Below are 16,607 nucleotides of genomic sequence, written 5' to 3'. Positions count from 1 at the left end.
CCGCGGCGGCTAACGTCAGGCGTGCTGCGGCGGAGCGAGCGTCTGGCTTTGGCCAGCGTGCGGATCGGGCAACGGCATCTCGCCGTGGCCGTCACCTGCCGGGACGAAGCTGGCCGCCATGGCCTGGTTGAGCAGCATCGCGGCCGCCATCGCCGCCCCGCCCTGAATGACGACGTTGTTTCCGCTGCCGCCATCGAGAACGTCGAAGCCCCCGCCACCGATCAGCACGTCGTCACCCGCGCCGCCCGCAAGCGTGTCGTTGCCGGGGCTGCCGATCAGGATGTCGTCGCCATTGCCGCCGTTGGCAACGAGCTGGATGCCGCCGTGCAAACCGGAGGCCGTGATGACGTCGTCCCCATCGAGGCCGTTGATGACGATCCTGTCGCCGGCGCCGGCATCGGTGATGTTGATGTCCTGGCCAAGCCCCGAGACCGTGATGATGCCGTCGTGCTCGGTCACCGTGATGACATCGTTGCCGCCGGTCGCGTTGATGGTCACCGTATCGGCGGCGCCGTCATTGGCGCCGAGGTCGAGATTGACCTCGTTCACGCCGGTCCCGGGAGGTCATTGACGGTGATGTTGTCGGCACCGCCGAGGGCTTTGAAGTCGACATGTTCGACGCCGTTCAGGTCCATCGCGATGGCGGCAACGTCGCGCGTGAACAGCACCCGGCCGCCGTTGGCCGAGATGTTGATGTTCTCGTTGATGTTGGCGCCGTTGAACGCCAGCGTGTCGGTGCCGTTGCCGCCTTCGACGGTGTCGCTGCCGTCGCCGGGATTCCAGACGAAGGTGTCGTCACCCGCGCCAAGACTGGCCACGTCGTTGCCGCGTCCGCCATTGACGATATCATTGCCGGCGCTGCCGGTGATGGTGTCGTTGCCATCGCCGCCGCTGATGTTGAGGCTGAACAGCTGTCCCGCCTTGATCGCGGAGGCATTGATGACGTCGTTGCCGCCTCCGCCATTGACACTGAACACGTCACCGGAATCCGCGTGGGCGATCGTCACCTGCGCCGCGAGGCCGTTGACCACGATCGATCCGCCGCTGGTGGCAACCGTGATATGATCATCACCGGCGCTGCCGTTCACGGTCACGCGGTCCGCCGCACCGTCCCCACCCTGGCTGCCGGGGCCGGCACTGAGGTCGACGGCAACCTGGGCGATTCCTGTCCCGGTCAGATCGTTGACGGTGATGTTGTCGGCGCCGCCGGCCGCCGCGATCTGCACGCGCTCGATGCCGTCGAGATCCATGACGATGGCGGCGACGTCGCGGGTGAGCAGCGCATGGCCGCCGTTTGCCGAGATCGACATGTTCTCGGCGACATTCGAGCCGTTGAACACCAGCGTGTCCGTTCCCGCGTCACCGAAGACGGTGTCGCTGCCGTCGCCGGGATTCCACGTGAAGATGTCGTCGCCCGCGCCGAGGAGAGCCACGTCGTTGCCGCGGCCGCCGGTGACGTTGTCGTTGCCATCGTCCCCGATCAGGGTGTCGGCCCCCTGACTGCCGGTGATGGTGTCGTTGCCCGCGCCGCCGTCGATGGTCAGCCCGATCGCCGCGGCGAGCAGGGATGCATCAATGACATCGTTGCCGCCGAGCGCCTGGATCACCAGCCGGTCGTTGGCAGCCTCTGCATTTGCGATCGTCACCACCTCCGGCATCCCCGTGACGGTTACCGTTGTGCCCGTGGCTATGACTTCGATGTGCTGATTGCCGCCGGTGCCGCTGACGGTCACCGTATCAGCCACACCGTCGCCTTGCGTCCCTCCGGGCGTGGCTCCGAGATCGACCAGCACCTGCTTGACGCCGGTGCCGGTGAGATCGCCGACAAGGATGTTGTCAGCGCCGCCGCGCGCATCGAATTCGATCTGCTCGACGCTGTTGAGGTCCATCGTGATGTTGGCAACGTCGCGGGTGAAGCGCACCCGGCCGCCATTGGCCGATATGTTGATGGTCTCGTTGATATTGGCACCGTTGAACAACAGCTTGTCGTTGCCCGATCCGCCCTCGACCGCGTCGCTGCCGTCGCCGGGATTCCAGATGAAGGTATCGTCGCCCGATCCAAGCTCGGCAACGTCGTTGCCGCGTCCGCCATTGACGATGTCGTCGCCGCTACCGCCGATCAGGAGATCGTTGCCGTCGCCGCCGGCAATCCTGTCGTTGCCGGCGCCGCCATCGAGCGTCAGCGAAATCAGGCTGCCGAGCCCGTTGCCCGCGGTGATGACATCGTCGCCGCCGCCGGCGTGCAGGACGAGATTCTCCGTCGTGCCGATGTCGAGCGAAAATGGCGCCGCGCCCGTCCCGTCGAACCGCACCCGCGTGCCGTTCGCCGTGATCGTGAACGTCTCGTCGCCGTTGCTTCCGTTGACCTTAGCCGTATCATTGCCCTCACCGCCCTCGAACAGGTTGGTGCCGCCACCTGGATTCCAGATCATGAGATCGTCGCCGGTCTCGCCAAACAACTGGTTGTCGCCGCTGCCGCCGTCCAGCGTGTCGTTACCCGCGCCGCCGAACAGCAGATCGTTGCCGCCGCCGCCGTTGATCACATCGTTGCCGGCCTGACCAAACAGAAGGTCGGCCCCCGAGCCGCCCGTGATCCTGTCATTGCCGTCACCGCCGAAAATGTGCACCGCGGGCATCGGGCCATGGCATTCGTTAACGGTGATCGTGTCGTCGCCGCCTTGACCGAAGATGTCGATCTCACTGGTGTTGGCGACGGTGGGGGCGCCACCGATTGGCGTCACAGACCCGTTATTGATGAGAATGCGGCCTGCGTTATTGCGGCTGATCACGACGCCGTTATTGGCGCTATCGCCGAAAATGGTGAGTTGGCCCGTAACCGGGGAAAAAACAGAGGTAGTAGACATTCAAAATGATCCTTCGGTCGATCTAGCCCCACCCCTCCACGTAACAGCCGCGAACATGACATTCTTGAACCGTTGCTTGAGACGCGCGTGATTATTCTGGAGATTTCGTCCAGATTTGCTTCGGGGGAGTTTTCGACAGCGGATGCGAAGGCTCTCTCATCACGAATGGCCTGATCACGGATCACGCGTAACGACCCCGTGATTTTCAAACGCGCGCGGAAGAACCGCGGCTCGAGACAAGCGCGCAGTTTGACTTGGGTGGATGTCGGTTGCGGCAAGGGCGCGTTCACTGAGCTCCTTGTTGCGAAGTCCGCCCCTTCGTCCGTTTGCGCGATCGATCCGTCCGACGGACAGATTGCGACTGCACGCCGGAAATTATCAGCAAAGCAGGTCGAGTTTTCGATTGGCGATGCGATGGCACTTCCCTACGACGTCAACCGCTTCGACGTCGCGGTGATGGCGCTGGTGCTGTTCTTCGTCCCGGACGCGCACAAAGGTGCCTCGGAAATGGTCCGCGTCACCAAGCCTGGCGGCATGGTCGCATCCTACACCTGGGACATCTTGCCGAGTGGCTCGCCCACGCAGCCCTTGTGGGAGGAGATGGACGCTCTCGGCAAACCTGCACAGCGCCCACCGAGTGCAGATGTATCGCGATACGAGGCACTGAGGGCGCTTTGGGCGAAGCTCGGCATCCGCCGATGTCGAAACTCGCGAACTGGTCGTCGAGCGAACGTTTGCGAATTTCGATGACTACTGGCTCTCGATGGTCGTCAGCAGCCCGGCCGGCGTATTGGGAAGGCTGTCGGAGACAGGGAGCGCGGAACTCAAACGCCGGCTACAGGCAAGATTGCCGGCGAGCGCGAACGGAGAGATCACCGTTCACGCCTCGGCCACCGCAATCAAGGGATGCAAAGCTGCTTGACGATGGGGACGAGCATGGGCGGCCGATCGCATCGACAGCCGCAACCAGCTTCAGGGCAGAAGGCCGACCCGTGTTACGCCGCCGATTTCTTCTTCGGCTTCGGCTTGGCAGCCTTCGGCACAACCGGTGCCTCCGGCGTGCCCTCGATCGAGGACAGGCGGCCGGCCGTGAAGGTGTAGATGCCCGCGCGCGGACCGGTCGTCCACGTCACGACCGCGACGCGCCTGCCGGCGGCATCAGCGGAGAGGTTGACGTTCGAGGGCGCGCCGATGCCGCGCACCACGTCGCATTCGGTGTGGCCGAGCGCAACGGTGCCCCCCATGGGCGCCGGCGCCGTCGTGGACGCATTGGCATCAGCCGGCCCGGGCTGCGGCGCCATGCCGGCACAGCCTCCGTCTGCACTGACCAGATCCTCGGCCCCAACCGCCCTGTCGGGGGTCAGCGGCGGCGACTCAATCGAGATGTTCCGGATGAACATGCGGCTGGGCGTGTTGAACCACTGGGCGTCCCTGGAGAACACATCGGTCCCAGAGCAGCCCGCGACCAGCGGGGCTACGGCAGCCAACGCAACTATGAGCGAGCCGGGAAGCTTTTGATGTCGCACGATAAACTAAATTCCCCGTGTGAAGGATCGACCCTAAGCGTTTGTCCCAACATCACTTTGCGGCACGAAGGTGACCAAAGCCATCATCGTCCGAAAAGTGCAAATTATCATTAATTTGCGCGCGACCGCTAATTCCGCTTCTGCCACCGGCCCCGTTCGTCGGCCTGCCAATAGGTGACATCAAATCCCCGCGCCTTGCAATCCGTCCAGGCGCTACGGGCAAATGCAAGCGCGTCCGGATCGTCGCCGTTGAACAGCAGCACCATGCGCTCATAGCCCTGGGCGTCCTGCGGCAGCGCGGCGTTGTCGACGAGGAAGCGGACATTGGCGCCGTTCGGATTGTCCTCCTCGATCGCCAGCACGATCGGCTGATCGGCGGCGTCGCCCACCCGCCATGTCGCGTGCGGCAAGAAGGAATCGTCGCGGTAGGTCCACAAGTGCGCGTCGAGCGCATCCGCGCGCTCCGGCGAATTCGACTGCACCACGACGCGCCAGCCCCGCTCGAGCGATTTCTCGAGAAGCGGCGGCAACACGTTCTCCACCGTCATGTTTTGCAGATGATAGAACAGCACTTCAGTCATCTTGGGTCATTTGCGCTCGTAATGGTCGGCGACCAGACGGTCGAGCAGACGGACGCCATAGCCGCTTCCCCAGCTCTGGTTGATGTCGGTTTTCGGTGCGCCCATGGCGGTGCCGGCGATGTCGAGATGCGCCCAGGGCGTGCCGTCGACAAAACGCTGGAGGAACTGCGCCGCGGTGATCGAGCCGCCGTGGCGGCCGCCGGTGTTCTTCATGTCGGCGAACTGGGAATCAATCAGCTTGTCGTATTCGGGGCCGAGCGGCAGGCGCCAGACCTTTTCGCCGCTCTCGATGCCGGCCGCCAGCAGCCGCTCGGCAAGCTCGTCATTGTTGGAGAACATGCCGGCATGGTCGGTGCCGAGCGCGACCACGATCGCACCGGTCAGCGTCGCCAGATCCACCATGAATTTCGGCTTGGTTTTCTTGGCGACGTACCAGAGCACATCGGCAAGCACCAGGCGGCCTTCCGCGTCGGTGTTGATGATCTCGATGGTCTGGCCCGACATCGAGGTGACGATGTCGCCCGGGCGCTGCGCATTGCCGTCGGGCATGTTCTCGACGAGGCCGATGGCACCGACGACGTTGACCTTGGCCTTGCGTGCCGCGAGCGCATGCATCAGGCCGACGACGCAGGCCGCGCCTCCCATGTCGCCCTTCATGTCCTCCATACTGCCGGCCGGCTTGATCGAAATGCCGCCGGTGTCAAAGCAGACACCCTTGCCGACGAAGGCAACCGGTGCCTCACCCTTCTTGCCGCCGTCCCAGCGCATGATCACGGTCCGGCTCGGCCGCGACGAGCCCTGGCCGACGCCGAGCAGCGCGCCCATACCGAGCTTGTCCATCGCCTTGACGTCGAGCACCTCGATCTTGACGCCGAGCTTGCGGAGCAAGCCTGCGCGGCGCGCGAACTCCTCAGGAAAAAGAACGTTCGGCGGCTCGTTGACAAGGTCGCGCGCAATGATCACGCCGTCCACGATCGCACCGGCCGATGCAAACGCCTTCTTCGCGGCGGCGGCATCGCCAACGGCAAGCGAGATGTCGGCGCTGGAGCCGTCCTCCTCACCGTCCTTCTTCTTGGTCTTGTAGCGGTCGAACTTGTAGCTGCGCAGCCGCAGGCCCGAGGCGATCGCAACTGCCTGCTCGCTCGTCATGGCGCCATTGGGCAGTTCCGCCATGATGGTCATGGCCGCGGCTCCGGCGGGAAGCTTGCTCGCCGCCACGCCGCCGAATTTGAGGAAGTCGTTCGCCTTCAGGCCGGCCGCCTTGCCGGCACCGATCACGATCAGGCGGGTGGCCTTCACCCCCTCCGGCGCCAGGATGTCCAGCGCGGCGCCGCTTTTGCCTTTGAAGGCGGCGGCGGAGGCGGCCCGCTTCACGAGTTCGATTGCCCCGCCGAGCGCCTTGACGGTCGCCGGGCCGAGCTTCAGACCGTCGTCGCAGAACACGACCACAATGCCACGGACGGCGGTAGACAACGGGACAATGCCGACCTTGATGGCATCGGACATAGGTAACTCCTCCAAAACATGGGGCTTTTTGCCGATCGGCGGTCCCGGCCACGGGCCGGAGCTGAACGGCGATTCACTGAGTCTGCCGTACTATGGGCTAGGGGCCCGGCAGATGCCAAGCACCCCCGTGGCGGCGAGGCCACAACGACGGAAATGTTAACCATATGTTGAGGGTGCCACGGGGCGGCCATTTTGTTGACGGATCAAAGGGATGGTAGTGAGAGAGTAAGCTGCCGGAAGAGACGGTTGGCCGACCTTGGGGATCCCGTCGCGGGGATTGGTTGGACAGCCGAAATTACGGCCGACGTTGGGGACATGGTGGGATTCGTGCGGTAGCGCATGGGGTCAATCGACAGGTATATCTTCCGCACGACGCTCGCGTCGTTTGCGCTGGTCTTGGTCAGCCTTACGGGCGTGATCTGGATTACGCAGGCGTTGCGCGGCATCGACCTGATGACGAGCCAGGGTCAGACCATCCTGACCTTCCTCGGCATCACCAGCCTCGTCGTGCCCGCGCTGGTCCTGATCATCTCGCCGATCGCGCTGATGATCGCGATCTCGCATACGCTGAACAAGCTCGCGACCGATTCCGAGATCATCGTGATGAATGCCGCCGGCTTCTCGCCGTTTCGGCTGTTCTATCCGTTCTTTTACGCCACCTGCGTGGTGGCGCTGCTGGTCGCCTTCATCGCGGCCTATCTCGCCCCCGACGGCATGCGGCGGATCAAGCAGTGGGACGCCGAGATCACTGCCGACGTGCTCACAAACATCCTCCAGCCCGGCCGCTTCGCCCAGCTCGACAAGAACCTGACGATCCGGATTCGCGAACGTCAGCCCGGCGGCATCCTCGCCGGCATCTTCATCGACGACCGCCGCGATCCGAACGAGCGCGTCTCGATCGTCGCCGAGCACGGCGAAGTCGTGAAGAACGACACCGGATCGTTCCTGGTGCTGGAGACCGGCAATCTCCAGCGCTTCGAGGCCGGCAAGCGCGATCCCGCGCTGGTGGCGTTCGGCCGCTACGGCTTCGACATGTCGAAGTTCTCGGGCCAGGGCCGCGACGTCGCCCTCGGCATCCGCGAGCGTTATCTCTGGGAGCTGCTCTCGCCATCAGAAGACGACCCCGTCTACAAGCAGATTCCCGGCCAGTTCCGCTCGGCCTTGCATGACAGCCTGTTGGCGCCGATCTATCCGTTCGCCTTTGCCGTGCTGACCTTTGCGTTCCTGGGGGCGCCACGCACCACCCGCCAGAGCCGCAATTTCTCGATCGGCTCCTCGATCCTCGCCGTGTTCGGCCTGCGTATGGCCGGCTTCGCCTGCTCGGTGGTGGCGGTGAAATCGCCGGGCGCGGTGCTGGTCCAATATGCGATGGTCTTTGGTGCCATCGGCATCGGGCTGGCGATCATCATCGGCGGCCTCGTGGTCGAACCGCCGCCGCGCCTCATGGAGGCCATCAACAGGTCGAACGCGCGCATCGCGCGGCTGTTCGGACGGCCGGCGACCGCATGAGCATGCTCACCAACACACTCGGGCGCTATTTCGCCGGCCGTTTCGTGGTCGCAGCGCTCGGCGTGTTCGCCAGCATTTTCCTGCTGCTGGTGCTGGTCGACTACATCGAGATGGTGCGCAAGACCTCGGGCCTTGCATCCGCCTCCGCGGTCATGGTGGCCGAGACCTCGCTGTTCCGCGTGCCGCAACTGTTGGAGAAGCTGACGCCGTTCTGCATGCTGATCGGCGCCATGACCTGCTATCTCGCCCTCTCCCGCCGGCTCGAGCTCGTGGTCGCGCGCGCCGCCGGCGTCTCCGCATGGCAATTCATCTCGCCGGCGCTCGGCAGTGCGCTGCTGATCGGAGTGATCGCCACCGTCGCCTACAATCCGATGTCGGCCAATCTGCGCGAACTCTCCAAGCGCATGGAAGCCGAGCTGTTCGGCTCTGCGCCCGGCGGTGGCATTCAGGACGCCTCCGGTTTCTGGCTCAATCAGGTCACCAATGACGGCCAGACCATCATCAACGCGGCGCGCAGCGAGCAGCAGGGAGTCCGGCTCACGGGGCTCACGCTGTTCCGGTTCGACACGGAGCAGCACTTCAAGGAACGCGTCGAGGCGCGCGAGGCGACGCTCGAGTCCGGCCGTTGGCTGTTCAAGGGCGTCCGCCGCTTCTCGCTGGATTCGCCGCCGATCGACCAGGCCAGCCTGGAGATTCCGACGACGCTGACCGAGGCACAGGTCCGCAACAGTTTTTCCACACCCGAGACTGTGTCCTTTTGGCAACTACCGAGCTACATCCGCTCCTCCGAAAGCTCGGGCTTCGCGACAGCCGGATACCGACTCCAGTATCAGAAGCTTCTGGCGCAGCCGTTTTTGCTTGCAGCAATGGTGATGCTAGCGGCCTCCGTGTCGTTGCGCTTCTTCCGGATGGGCGGCGTACAGAAGATGGTTTTGAGTGGCGTGGGCGCAGGCTTTCTGCTCTACGTTTTGTCGAAAGTGACTGAAGATTTGAGCAAGGCTGAGTTGATGCATCCGATCGCTGCGGCGTGGTTGCCCGTGGTGGTGGGCGGCCTCACCGGCTTTTTGGCCTTGCTGTATCAGGAGGACGGATAGTGACGGCCGTCCACCAAGGACCCGTGTCTCGTTGGACGCGGCGCACACTGGTGCGCGCGAACGGGTTTGGCTTGTCCATTCGCAGGTTCCTGCTTGCTTTCGCCGCCGTGGCATCGCTCGGTGGCCTGATCGACGTTGCCGTCGTGGCGCCGGCCTCCGCCCAGGGCTTCACCTACAATCCGCTGCCGCCGCGTCCGAAGCCGCCGAAGGTCGCCAACGACAACCAGATGCTGGTTCAGGCGACCGAGGTCGACTACGACTACAACAATTCGCGCGTCTCCGCGGTCGGTAACGTCCAGCTGTTCTATAACGGCACCAGCGTCGAGGCGGACAAGGTCATCTACGACCAGAAGACCAAGCGGCTCCATGCCGAAGGCAACATCCGCATGACGGATGCCGACGGCAAGATCACCTATGCCGAGATCCTGGATCTCTCCGACGATTACCGTGACGGTTTCGTCGATTCGCTGCGCGTGGACACGGCCGACCAGACCCGCATGGCGGCGAGCCGCTCCGATCGCTCCAGCGGCAACTACACGGTGTTCGAGAACGGCGTCTACACCGCCTGCGCGCCGTGCAAGGACGATCCGAAGAAGCCGCCGCTGTGGCAGGTCAAGGGTGCGCGCATCATCCACGACCAGCAGGAGAAGATGCTGTATTTCGAGACGGCGCAGCTCGAATTCTTCGGCGTGCCGATCGCCTATATGCCCTATTTCTCGACGCCCGACCCGACCGTGAAGCGCAAGTCCGGCTTCCTGATGCCGGGCTTCACGTCGAACACGCCGTTCGGCTACGGCGTCGAGGTTCCGTTCTACTGGGCGATCGCGCCCGACATGGACGCGACCTTCAACCCGCGCATCACGTCCAAGCAGGGCGTGCTATTCCAGGCCGAGTTCCGCCAGCGCCTGATGGACGGCGCCTATCAGATCCGCGTCTACGGCATCGACCAGCTCGATCCGAGCGCGCTCGCCGGCCAGCCCGGCGACAAGCAGTTCCGCGGCGCCGTCGACACCAAGGGTCAGTTCGCGCTGAACGACAAGTGGGTCTGGGGCTGGGACGGCGTCCTCATGTCCGACTATTACTTCTTCTCGGACTACCGGTTGTCGCAATATCGCGATCCGTTGGGCTCGTTCCTGTATCTGCCGACGGATGCGCTCTCGCAGCTTTATCTGACCGGTGTCGGCAATCGCAGCTTCTTCGACGCGCGCACGATGTACTGGCTGAGTTACTCGGGCAACCAGAGCCAGGTCCCGGTCGTCTACCCCGTGATCGATTACTCTAACGTGCTGAACTATCCGGTGTTCGGCGGCGAGTTCAGCTACAAGACCAATTTCGTGAACCTGTCGCGTGACACCGCGGTGTTCGATCCGATCACGACGCTCGCCAACACCAACAGCCTGTGCACGACGACGTCGGCCGATCCGCTCGCGCGCACGCCGTCGCAGTGTCTGCTACGCGGCTTCCCGGGCACCTACACCCGCCTGACGGCCGAAGCGCAGTGGCGCAAGTCCTACACCGATCCGTTCGGTGAAATCTGGACTCCGTTCGCCATTCTCCGCGCCGACGCGATCAACTCCTCGGTCTCGAACCAGCCGGGCGTGTCGAACTATCTTCCGGTCGGCGACACCCAGGCATTCCGCCTGATGCCGACTGTCGGTCTCGAATACCGCTACCCCTTCATCAACATTCAGCCCTGGGGCTCGACCACCATCGAACCGATCGCGCAGGTCATCATCCGGCCGAACGAGACCTATGCCGGCAAGCTCCCCAACGAGGACGCCCAGAGCATGGTGTTCGACGCCTCGAACCTGTTCAGCGTCGACAAGTTCTCCGGCTATGACCGCGTCGAGGGCGGCGGCCGCGCCAATGTCGGCGTGCAGTCCACCACGCAGTTCGACAAGGGCGGCGCCGTCAAGGTGCTGTTCGGCCAGTCCTACCAGCTGTTCGGCATGAACTCCTTCGCGGTCCAGGACTCCATCAATACCGGCGTGGATTCCGGCCTGCAAAGGCCGCGCTCCGATTATGTGGCGAGCGCCGCCTACTCGCCCAACAGCACCTATACGTTCAGCGTCCGCTCCCGCATGGACGAGCAGACCTGGAACGTCCAGCGCTTCGAGGCGGAAGGCCGCGCCAACTTCAATCGCTGGTCGATCAGCATGCTGTACGGCAATTACGCGGCGCAGCCGGAACTCGGCTATCTGACCCGCCGCGAGGGCATCCTGACGTCGGGCTCGATCAAGGTCGCGGCCAATTGGGTGGTCACGGGCTCGGCGCGCTGGGACCTGGAGGCCAACAAGATCAACCAGTATGTGCTCGGTGCCGGCTATGTCGACGATTGTTTTGTGCTCGGCTTGAACTACGTAACTGCGTATAGCTATTCCGCGGGCTCGACGCCGCCCGTGCTGAACCACGCGATCATGTTCCAGATCGGCCTGCGCACGCTGGCGAATACATCGACGGCCAGCAGTTCCGGCGGCGGCCTCCAGTGAACGGTTTGAAGTGACGTCCGCGTGTTCCCGATCGCAGGTTCACCGCGGCTGACATGCGAGCGACAAATATGACGATGCCATTGCCTGTCTTCCGCCTCCTCCTCGTTCTCGCCGCCCTGCTCCTGGCCGGCACGCCCTCGCGCGCGCAGAACATCGTCGTGATGGTCAACGGCGATCCGATCACCGACTTCGACATCGAGCAGCGCTCCAAGCTCGACCAGCTGACGACGCAGAAGATGCCGGCCCGTCAGGACGTCATCAACGAGCTGATCGACGACCGGGTGAAGCTGAAGGAAGGCAAGAAATACGGCGTCGATCCCGGCGTCTCCGACATCAACCAGTCCTACGAGGGCATGGCGCAGCGCATGCGCATCTCGCCGGACCAGCTCACCAAATCGCTCGAAATCAAGGGCGTCCGCCCCGAAACCCTGAAGACCCGCATGAAGGCCGAGATGGTCTGGACAAGCCTCGTGCGCGGCCGCTTCAAGGAGAAGCTGATGGTCGGCGAGAAGGACGTCGCGCAGGCCGTGCAGGCCCAGACCGGCGACAAGCTTCAGATCGAGGGCACCGAATACAAGATGCAGCCGATCGTGCTGATCGTGCCGCGCGGCTCGTCGCCGGCATTCCTGGAGACGCGGCACAAGGAAGCCGAGCAATATCGCTCGCGCGTCGGAAGCTGCGAAGAAGCCAATTCCTTGTTCCGTTCCACGCCGAACGCCACCATCCGCGACACCGTCACCAAGACCACGGCGGAGCTGCCCGAGGCGCTGCGCAAGGTGCTCGACGACACGCCGATCGGTCACCTGACCGCGCCCGAGGCGACCAAGGCGGGCATCGAGATGGTGGTGCTGTGCTCGCGCAAGCCGACCATGATCGACACGCCGAAGAAGCGCGAGGTCCGCGAGAAGATGTATCAGGAGAAGTACGAGAAGACCCAGAAGACCTATCTCGATGACCTCCGCAGGGCGGCAATGATCGAATATCGCAACCGCTGATGGCCAGGCAGCCAGCCAAGCCCCTCGCCCTGACGCTGGGAGAGCCTGCCGGCATCGGCCCCGACATCACCATCGCAGCCTGGCTCAAGCGCCGCGAACTGGACCTGCCCGCCTTCTACCTACTTGGCGACGAGGCGCTGATCGCCCGCCGCGCCAAGGCGCTCGGCGCCGACGTCAGGATCGCCTCGGTGAGCGCCAGCGGGGCCTTATCCGTCTTCGCCGAGGCCCTGCCCGTGGTTGCGACCGGCGAGCCCGCGAGCGCCGAGCCCGGCAAGCCCGACGCATCGAGCGCCCCGGCCGCGCTCGCCTCGATCCGCCAGGCGGTCACTGACGTCCGCGAGGGTCGCGCCGGCGCCGTCGTCACCAACCCGATCGCCAAGAGCGTGCTCTACCGCGCCGGCTTCCGCCATCCCGGCCACACCGAATTCCTCGCCGAGCTCGCCGCGGAAGACGGCCGCGTGCCGCAGCCGGTGATGATGCTGTGGTCGCCGCGGCTCGCCGTGGTGCCCGTGACCATCCACGCCTCCTTGCGCGACGCGCTGGCCCAGCTCACCAGCGAGCTGATCGTCTCGACCGTGCGCATCGTCGTAACCGAACTGAAATCCCGCTTCGGCATCTCGAATCCGCGCATCGCGATCTCCGGCCTCAATCCGCATGCGGGCGAGGACGGTTCGCTCGGCCACGAGGAGCAGACCGTGATCGCGCCGGCGCTCAAGGCGTTGCGCAGCGAGGGCATCGAGGCGAAGGGACCGCTTCCTGCCGACACCATGTTTCACGAAGCCGCGCGAAACAGCTATGACTGCGCCGTCTGCATGTACCACGACCAGGCGCTGATCCCGATCAAGACGGTGGCATTCGACGACGCGGTCAACGTCACGCTCGGCCTGCCCTTCATCCGCACCTCGCCCGACCACGGCACCGCCTTCGACATCGCCGGCACCGGCAAAGCCAATCCGGCAAGCCTGATCGCGGCGTTGAGGCTTGCGAGCCGGATGGCGGCTGCGAAAATCCGATGAGCGCGATCGACGACCTTCCGCCGCTTCGCGAGGTCATTCGCCAGCACGATTTGTCGGCGCGCAAATCGCTCGGCCAGAATTTCCTCCTCGACCTCAATCTCACCGCGCGCATCGCCCGTGCGGCGGCTCCGCTTGAGGACTCCACCGTCGTCGAGATCGGTCCCGGCCCGGGCGGACTGACGCGCGCGCTGCTCGCGCTCGGCGCTAGACGCGTCATCGCCATCGAGCATGACGAGCGTGCGATTCCTGCCTTGCAGGATATTTCCGCGCGCTATCCCGGCCGTCTGGAGATCGTGCATGGCGACGCCACGACCTTCGACCCGCGCCCGCTGCTATCAGGCGAACGAGCAAAGATCGTCGCCAACCTGCCCTACAACATCGCGACCCACCTTCTGATCGGCTGGCTCACCACCGAGCCCTGGCCGCCCTGGTACGACATGATGGTCTTGATGTTCCAACGCGAGGTCGGCGAACGCATCGTGGCGCGCGAGGACGAGGAGGCCTTTGGCCGGCTCGGCGTGCTCGCCAACTGGCGCTGCGAGACCAAGATCCTGTTCGACATCGCGCCGTCCGCCTTCGTGCCGCCGCCGAAGGTCACGTCTTCGGTCGTGCGACTGACACCGCGCGAACAGCCTCTCACCTGCGACCGCAAGCTGCTCGAACAGGTCGCGGCCGCCGCCTTCGGTCAGCGCCGCAAGATGCTGCGCCAGAGCCTGAAGTCGCTCGGCGCCGATCCCGCGCGGCTCGCCGCAGCGGCCGGCGTCGATGCGACGCGGCGCGCGGAGACCATTCCGATTTCCGGCTTTGTTGCCATGGCGCGTGAATTGGCGGATATACGAAACGAAAACTAAGACAGAAATTCCGGAGGAAGAAATATGGCGTTGATGCGTCGGCAGTCCCTGGTCAAGTTCGATGCGCCGCTGTGCGAGACCATCGTTGACACGCCAAAGCCGACAGGGCGCGAGGTGCTGGTGCGCATCGAGCGCTGCGGCCTCTGCCACTCCGATCTGCACATCCAGGACGGTTATGCCGATCTCGGCGGCGGCAAGAAGCTCGACACCACGCGCGGCATGACGCTGCCCTTCACGCTCGGCCACGAGATCGCCGGCGTGGTCGACGAAGTTGGTCCGGAGGTAGCGACCGGCCTCCTAGGTCACAAGAAGGCGGTGTTTCCGTGGATCGGCTGCGGCCAGTGCCGCGACTGCGCCAATGGCGACGAGAACCTCTGCGCCAAGCAACGCTTTCTCGGCGTCTCCATCGACGGTGGCTTCGCCACCCATGTGCTGGTGCCCGACGCGAAATATCTGCTCGACTACGACCCCCTGCCCGTCAACCAGGCTGCGACCCTGATGTGCTCAGGCGTCACCGCCTACGGTGCGCTCAAGCGCCTGGTCGACCGTCCGCGCCAGCGCAACCTCCTGCTGATCGGCCTCGGCGGTGTCGGCATGATGGGCCTTTCCTTTGCAGAGGCCATGTTCAAGCAGCCGATCACGGTCGCCGACCTCAGCAGCGCCGCGCGCGAGACCGCGTTGAAGAACGGCGCGGCGGTGGCTTACGATCCGGCCGAGCCCGACGTGGTCAAGCGCATCCTCAAGGAGACCGAGGGCGGCTTCGACGAGATCGTCGATTTCGCCGGCAACGAGAAGTCGATGGCCTTCGCGGTCGCCGTCGCCGCGCGCGGCGGCAAGATCGTGGTCTCCGGCCTGATGGGCGGCCAGTTCACGCTGCCGATGGTGCAGTGGGTCTACAAGCGCATGACCATCGAGGGATTCATGGTCGGCACGCTCACCGAGGCCCGGGAGCTGATGGCGCTCGCCCGCGCCGGCAAGATCAAGCCGACGCCGATGCGCGAGGAGCCGATGGGCGACGTCCAGACATGGATCGACGAATTGCGCGCCGGCAAGGTCGTCGGCCGCATCGTGCTGAAGAATTAGCGACGCAAGGATCGATCGGTCGTGGCGGCGGGATCGATGTGCCGCCGCACGCTTTGATGACCGCGATTGACGCAAGGTGCGGTTCCGAATTGGGGAACCCACCGCCCGCGGATATGGTCCTCGCCAGCTCCTTCCTGGAATTCTGGCAAGGCAATTCTGGCAAGACAATTCTCGCAAGACAATTCTCGCAAGACAATTCTCGCAAGACCATGCAGACCATTCGCCGCCTCCTCGCCGGCGAATCCGGCGCCACCGCGATCGAGTACGGCCTGATCGCCGCCGGCATCGCGCTCGCGATCATCGCCGTCGTCAACAACCTCGGCTCGACACTGAACAAGAAGTCCAGCGCGATCAGCACCTCGCTGAACTAACGCGGACACCCGCGTTAGTTCGCGGCACCTCGCCTTGGGCGCGGAACGTCGGCGGCCGCCTTGCGTTGGCAGCGCATGACCATTCGTTGCACCGTCGAAAGCGCATTCTTCATCGCCTGGAGCTTCCTGGAGCAGAGCGGAGAGCTCGGCCCTCCGGACGAGTCCGCGAACGTCCTTCTCGACGCCATCGAAGCCCAGCTCAGGACTGGCGAACGCCGGCAGTTGATGCTCGCCAACAAGGCGATCGATGCCTATCGCGCGCATTCAGCCAAAGTGCGGTCCGCGCACGACTGCGAAGCCCGCTTCGGGTGACGAACCTCGCCGCCGCCCTCGGGGCCGCCGGCTCCGGCGGCGTACAGGTATAGCCCGGCGGTCCGTCGGGCGGAGCGCGCGGGGTGCGTCGCTCCGCAACGAGGACGCTACGCCGATCCGCGTGCCTGTTGTGTGCACTCCTGCACAGAGTTCATGAAGTCGAATGCCTCCGGTTCGGCCGCGCCACGCGGCCCGCCGACTTCCGGATTCCGCAAGCCAGAGGCCAACTTTTCAACGCCCGAAAAACGCCTTGTGTGCACTTTGGAACCGTCGGCCTAGGGTCTGTTGGGATTCATCTGGAGTTTATCGCGGCCGCGGCCAGATAGATCATTGAAGTGAAGCTCTGGTCGGTCTTGTCGGCGCGCATTGCGATGCGCTTGAATTCCTTGAGCTTGCCGAAGAAGTTCTCG

13 protein-coding genes and 1 pseudogene are annotated in these 16,607 nt (G+C 64.5%); 10 read left to right on the top strand and 4 right to left on the bottom strand.

Annotation, left to right across the window (positions count from 1 at the left end):
* Nucleotides 1–15: 15 nt before the first annotated feature.
* Nucleotides 16–2,864 (bottom strand): annotated as a pseudogene (locus tag IVB27_RS10600) (beta strand repeat-containing protein).
* A 198-nt stretch (nucleotides 2,865–3,062) separates the two neighbouring features.
* Between IVB27_RS10600 and IVB27_RS10595 the strand changes: the two are divergent.
* Nucleotides 3,063–3,614 carry a class I SAM-dependent methyltransferase gene (locus IVB27_RS10595; RefSeq protein ID WP_345946860.1) on the top strand — a complete coding sequence of 184 codons (552 nt, stop codon included), beginning with the start codon at nucleotides 3,063–3,065 and terminating at the stop codon, nucleotides 3,612–3,614.
* A 245-nt stretch (nucleotides 3,615–3,859) separates the two neighbouring features.
* Here the strand turns inward: IVB27_RS10595 and IVB27_RS10590 are convergent, their stop codons facing one another.
* From IVB27_RS10590 to IVB27_RS10580, 3 genes are all read right to left on the bottom strand, one after another.
* Nucleotides 3,860–4,351, bottom strand: coding sequence for a hypothetical protein (locus tag IVB27_RS10590; RefSeq protein WP_247443507.1), 492 nt, complete (start codon nucleotides 4,349–4,351; stop codon nucleotides 3,860–3,862).
* Between the two features lie 167 nt (nucleotides 4,352–4,518).
* Nucleotides 4,519–4,971 (bottom strand): DNA polymerase III subunit chi, encoded by a 453-nt coding sequence (locus IVB27_RS10585; RefSeq protein ID WP_247346350.1) that lies wholly within the window; start codon nucleotides 4,969–4,971, stop codon nucleotides 4,519–4,521.
* A 6-nt stretch (nucleotides 4,972–4,977) separates the two neighbouring features.
* Nucleotides 4,978–6,477, bottom strand: a complete 1,500-nt coding sequence (locus IVB27_RS10580) for a leucyl aminopeptidase (RefSeq protein WP_247443440.1) — start codon at nucleotides 6,475–6,477, stop codon at nucleotides 4,978–4,980.
* A gap of 339 nt (nucleotides 6,478–6,816) precedes the next feature.
* Here IVB27_RS10580 and lptF point away from each other — a divergent pair, with 339 nt between their 5' ends.
* The 9 genes from lptF to IVB27_RS10535 all read left to right on the top strand — a co-directional run bounded on the left by lptF (nucleotide 6,817) and on the right by IVB27_RS10535 (nucleotide 16,197).
* Nucleotides 6,817–7,986 carry an LPS export ABC transporter permease LptF gene (gene lptF, locus IVB27_RS10575; RefSeq protein WP_247346345.1) on the top strand — a complete coding sequence of 390 codons (1,170 nt, stop codon included), beginning with the start codon at nucleotides 6,817–6,819 and terminating at the stop codon, nucleotides 7,984–7,986.
* A complete protein-coding gene (gene lptG, locus IVB27_RS10570; protein WP_247443439.1) occupies nucleotides 7,983–9,080 on the top strand; it encodes an LPS export ABC transporter permease LptG in 1,098 nt (365 codons plus the stop codon). The genes lptF and lptG overlap by 4 nt, the downstream gene beginning before the upstream one ends.
* Nucleotides 9,080–11,569 (top strand): LPS-assembly protein LptD, encoded by a 2,490-nt coding sequence (gene lptD / locus IVB27_RS10565; RefSeq protein ID WP_247443438.1) that lies wholly within the window; start codon nucleotides 9,080–9,082, stop codon nucleotides 11,567–11,569. The genes lptG and lptD overlap by 1 nt, the downstream gene beginning before the upstream one ends.
* A 68-nt stretch (nucleotides 11,570–11,637) precedes the next feature.
* Nucleotides 11,638–12,564 (top strand): peptidylprolyl isomerase family protein, encoded by a 927-nt coding sequence (locus tag IVB27_RS10560; protein WP_247443437.1) that lies wholly within the window; start codon nucleotides 11,638–11,640, stop codon nucleotides 12,562–12,564.
* Nucleotides 12,564–13,580, top strand: coding sequence for a 4-hydroxythreonine-4-phosphate dehydrogenase PdxA (pdxA, locus tag IVB27_RS10555; RefSeq protein WP_247443436.1), 1,017 nt, complete (start codon nucleotides 12,564–12,566; stop codon nucleotides 13,578–13,580). The genes IVB27_RS10560 and pdxA overlap by 1 nt, the downstream gene beginning before the upstream one ends.
* A complete protein-coding gene (gene rsmA, locus IVB27_RS10550) occupies nucleotides 13,577–14,431 on the top strand; it encodes a 16S rRNA (adenine(1518)-N(6)/adenine(1519)-N(6))-dimethyltransferase RsmA (RefSeq protein ID WP_247443432.1) in 855 nt (284 codons plus the stop codon). Before pdxA ends, rsmA begins: the two co-directional genes overlap by 4 nt.
* A gap of 24 nt (nucleotides 14,432–14,455) precedes the next feature.
* Complete coding sequence (locus IVB27_RS10545) at nucleotides 14,456–15,514, top strand: alcohol dehydrogenase (RefSeq protein WP_247443430.1); 1,059 nt, start codon at nucleotides 14,456–14,458, stop codon at nucleotides 15,512–15,514.
* Nucleotides 15,515–15,723: 209 nt separating this feature from the next.
* Entirely contained in the window at nucleotides 15,724–15,885 is a 162-nt protein-coding gene (locus tag IVB27_RS10540; protein ID WP_247443506.1) for a Flp family type IVb pilin, read from the top strand.
* 75 nt (nucleotides 15,886–15,960) lie between these two features.
* On the top strand, nucleotides 15,961–16,197 hold the full coding sequence (locus IVB27_RS10535; protein ID WP_247443429.1) for a hypothetical protein: 237 nt from the start codon (nucleotides 15,961–15,963) through the stop codon (nucleotides 16,195–16,197).
* Nucleotides 16,198–16,607 lie beyond the last annotated feature (410 nt).

Source organism: Bradyrhizobium sp. 197, from assembly GCF_023073375.1.
GTDB lineage: Bacteria > Pseudomonadota > Alphaproteobacteria > Rhizobiales > Xanthobacteraceae > Bradyrhizobium.
The sequence above is the reverse complement of the archived record's forward strand: the minus strand, read 5'-3'. Positions and strand labels throughout refer to the sequence as shown.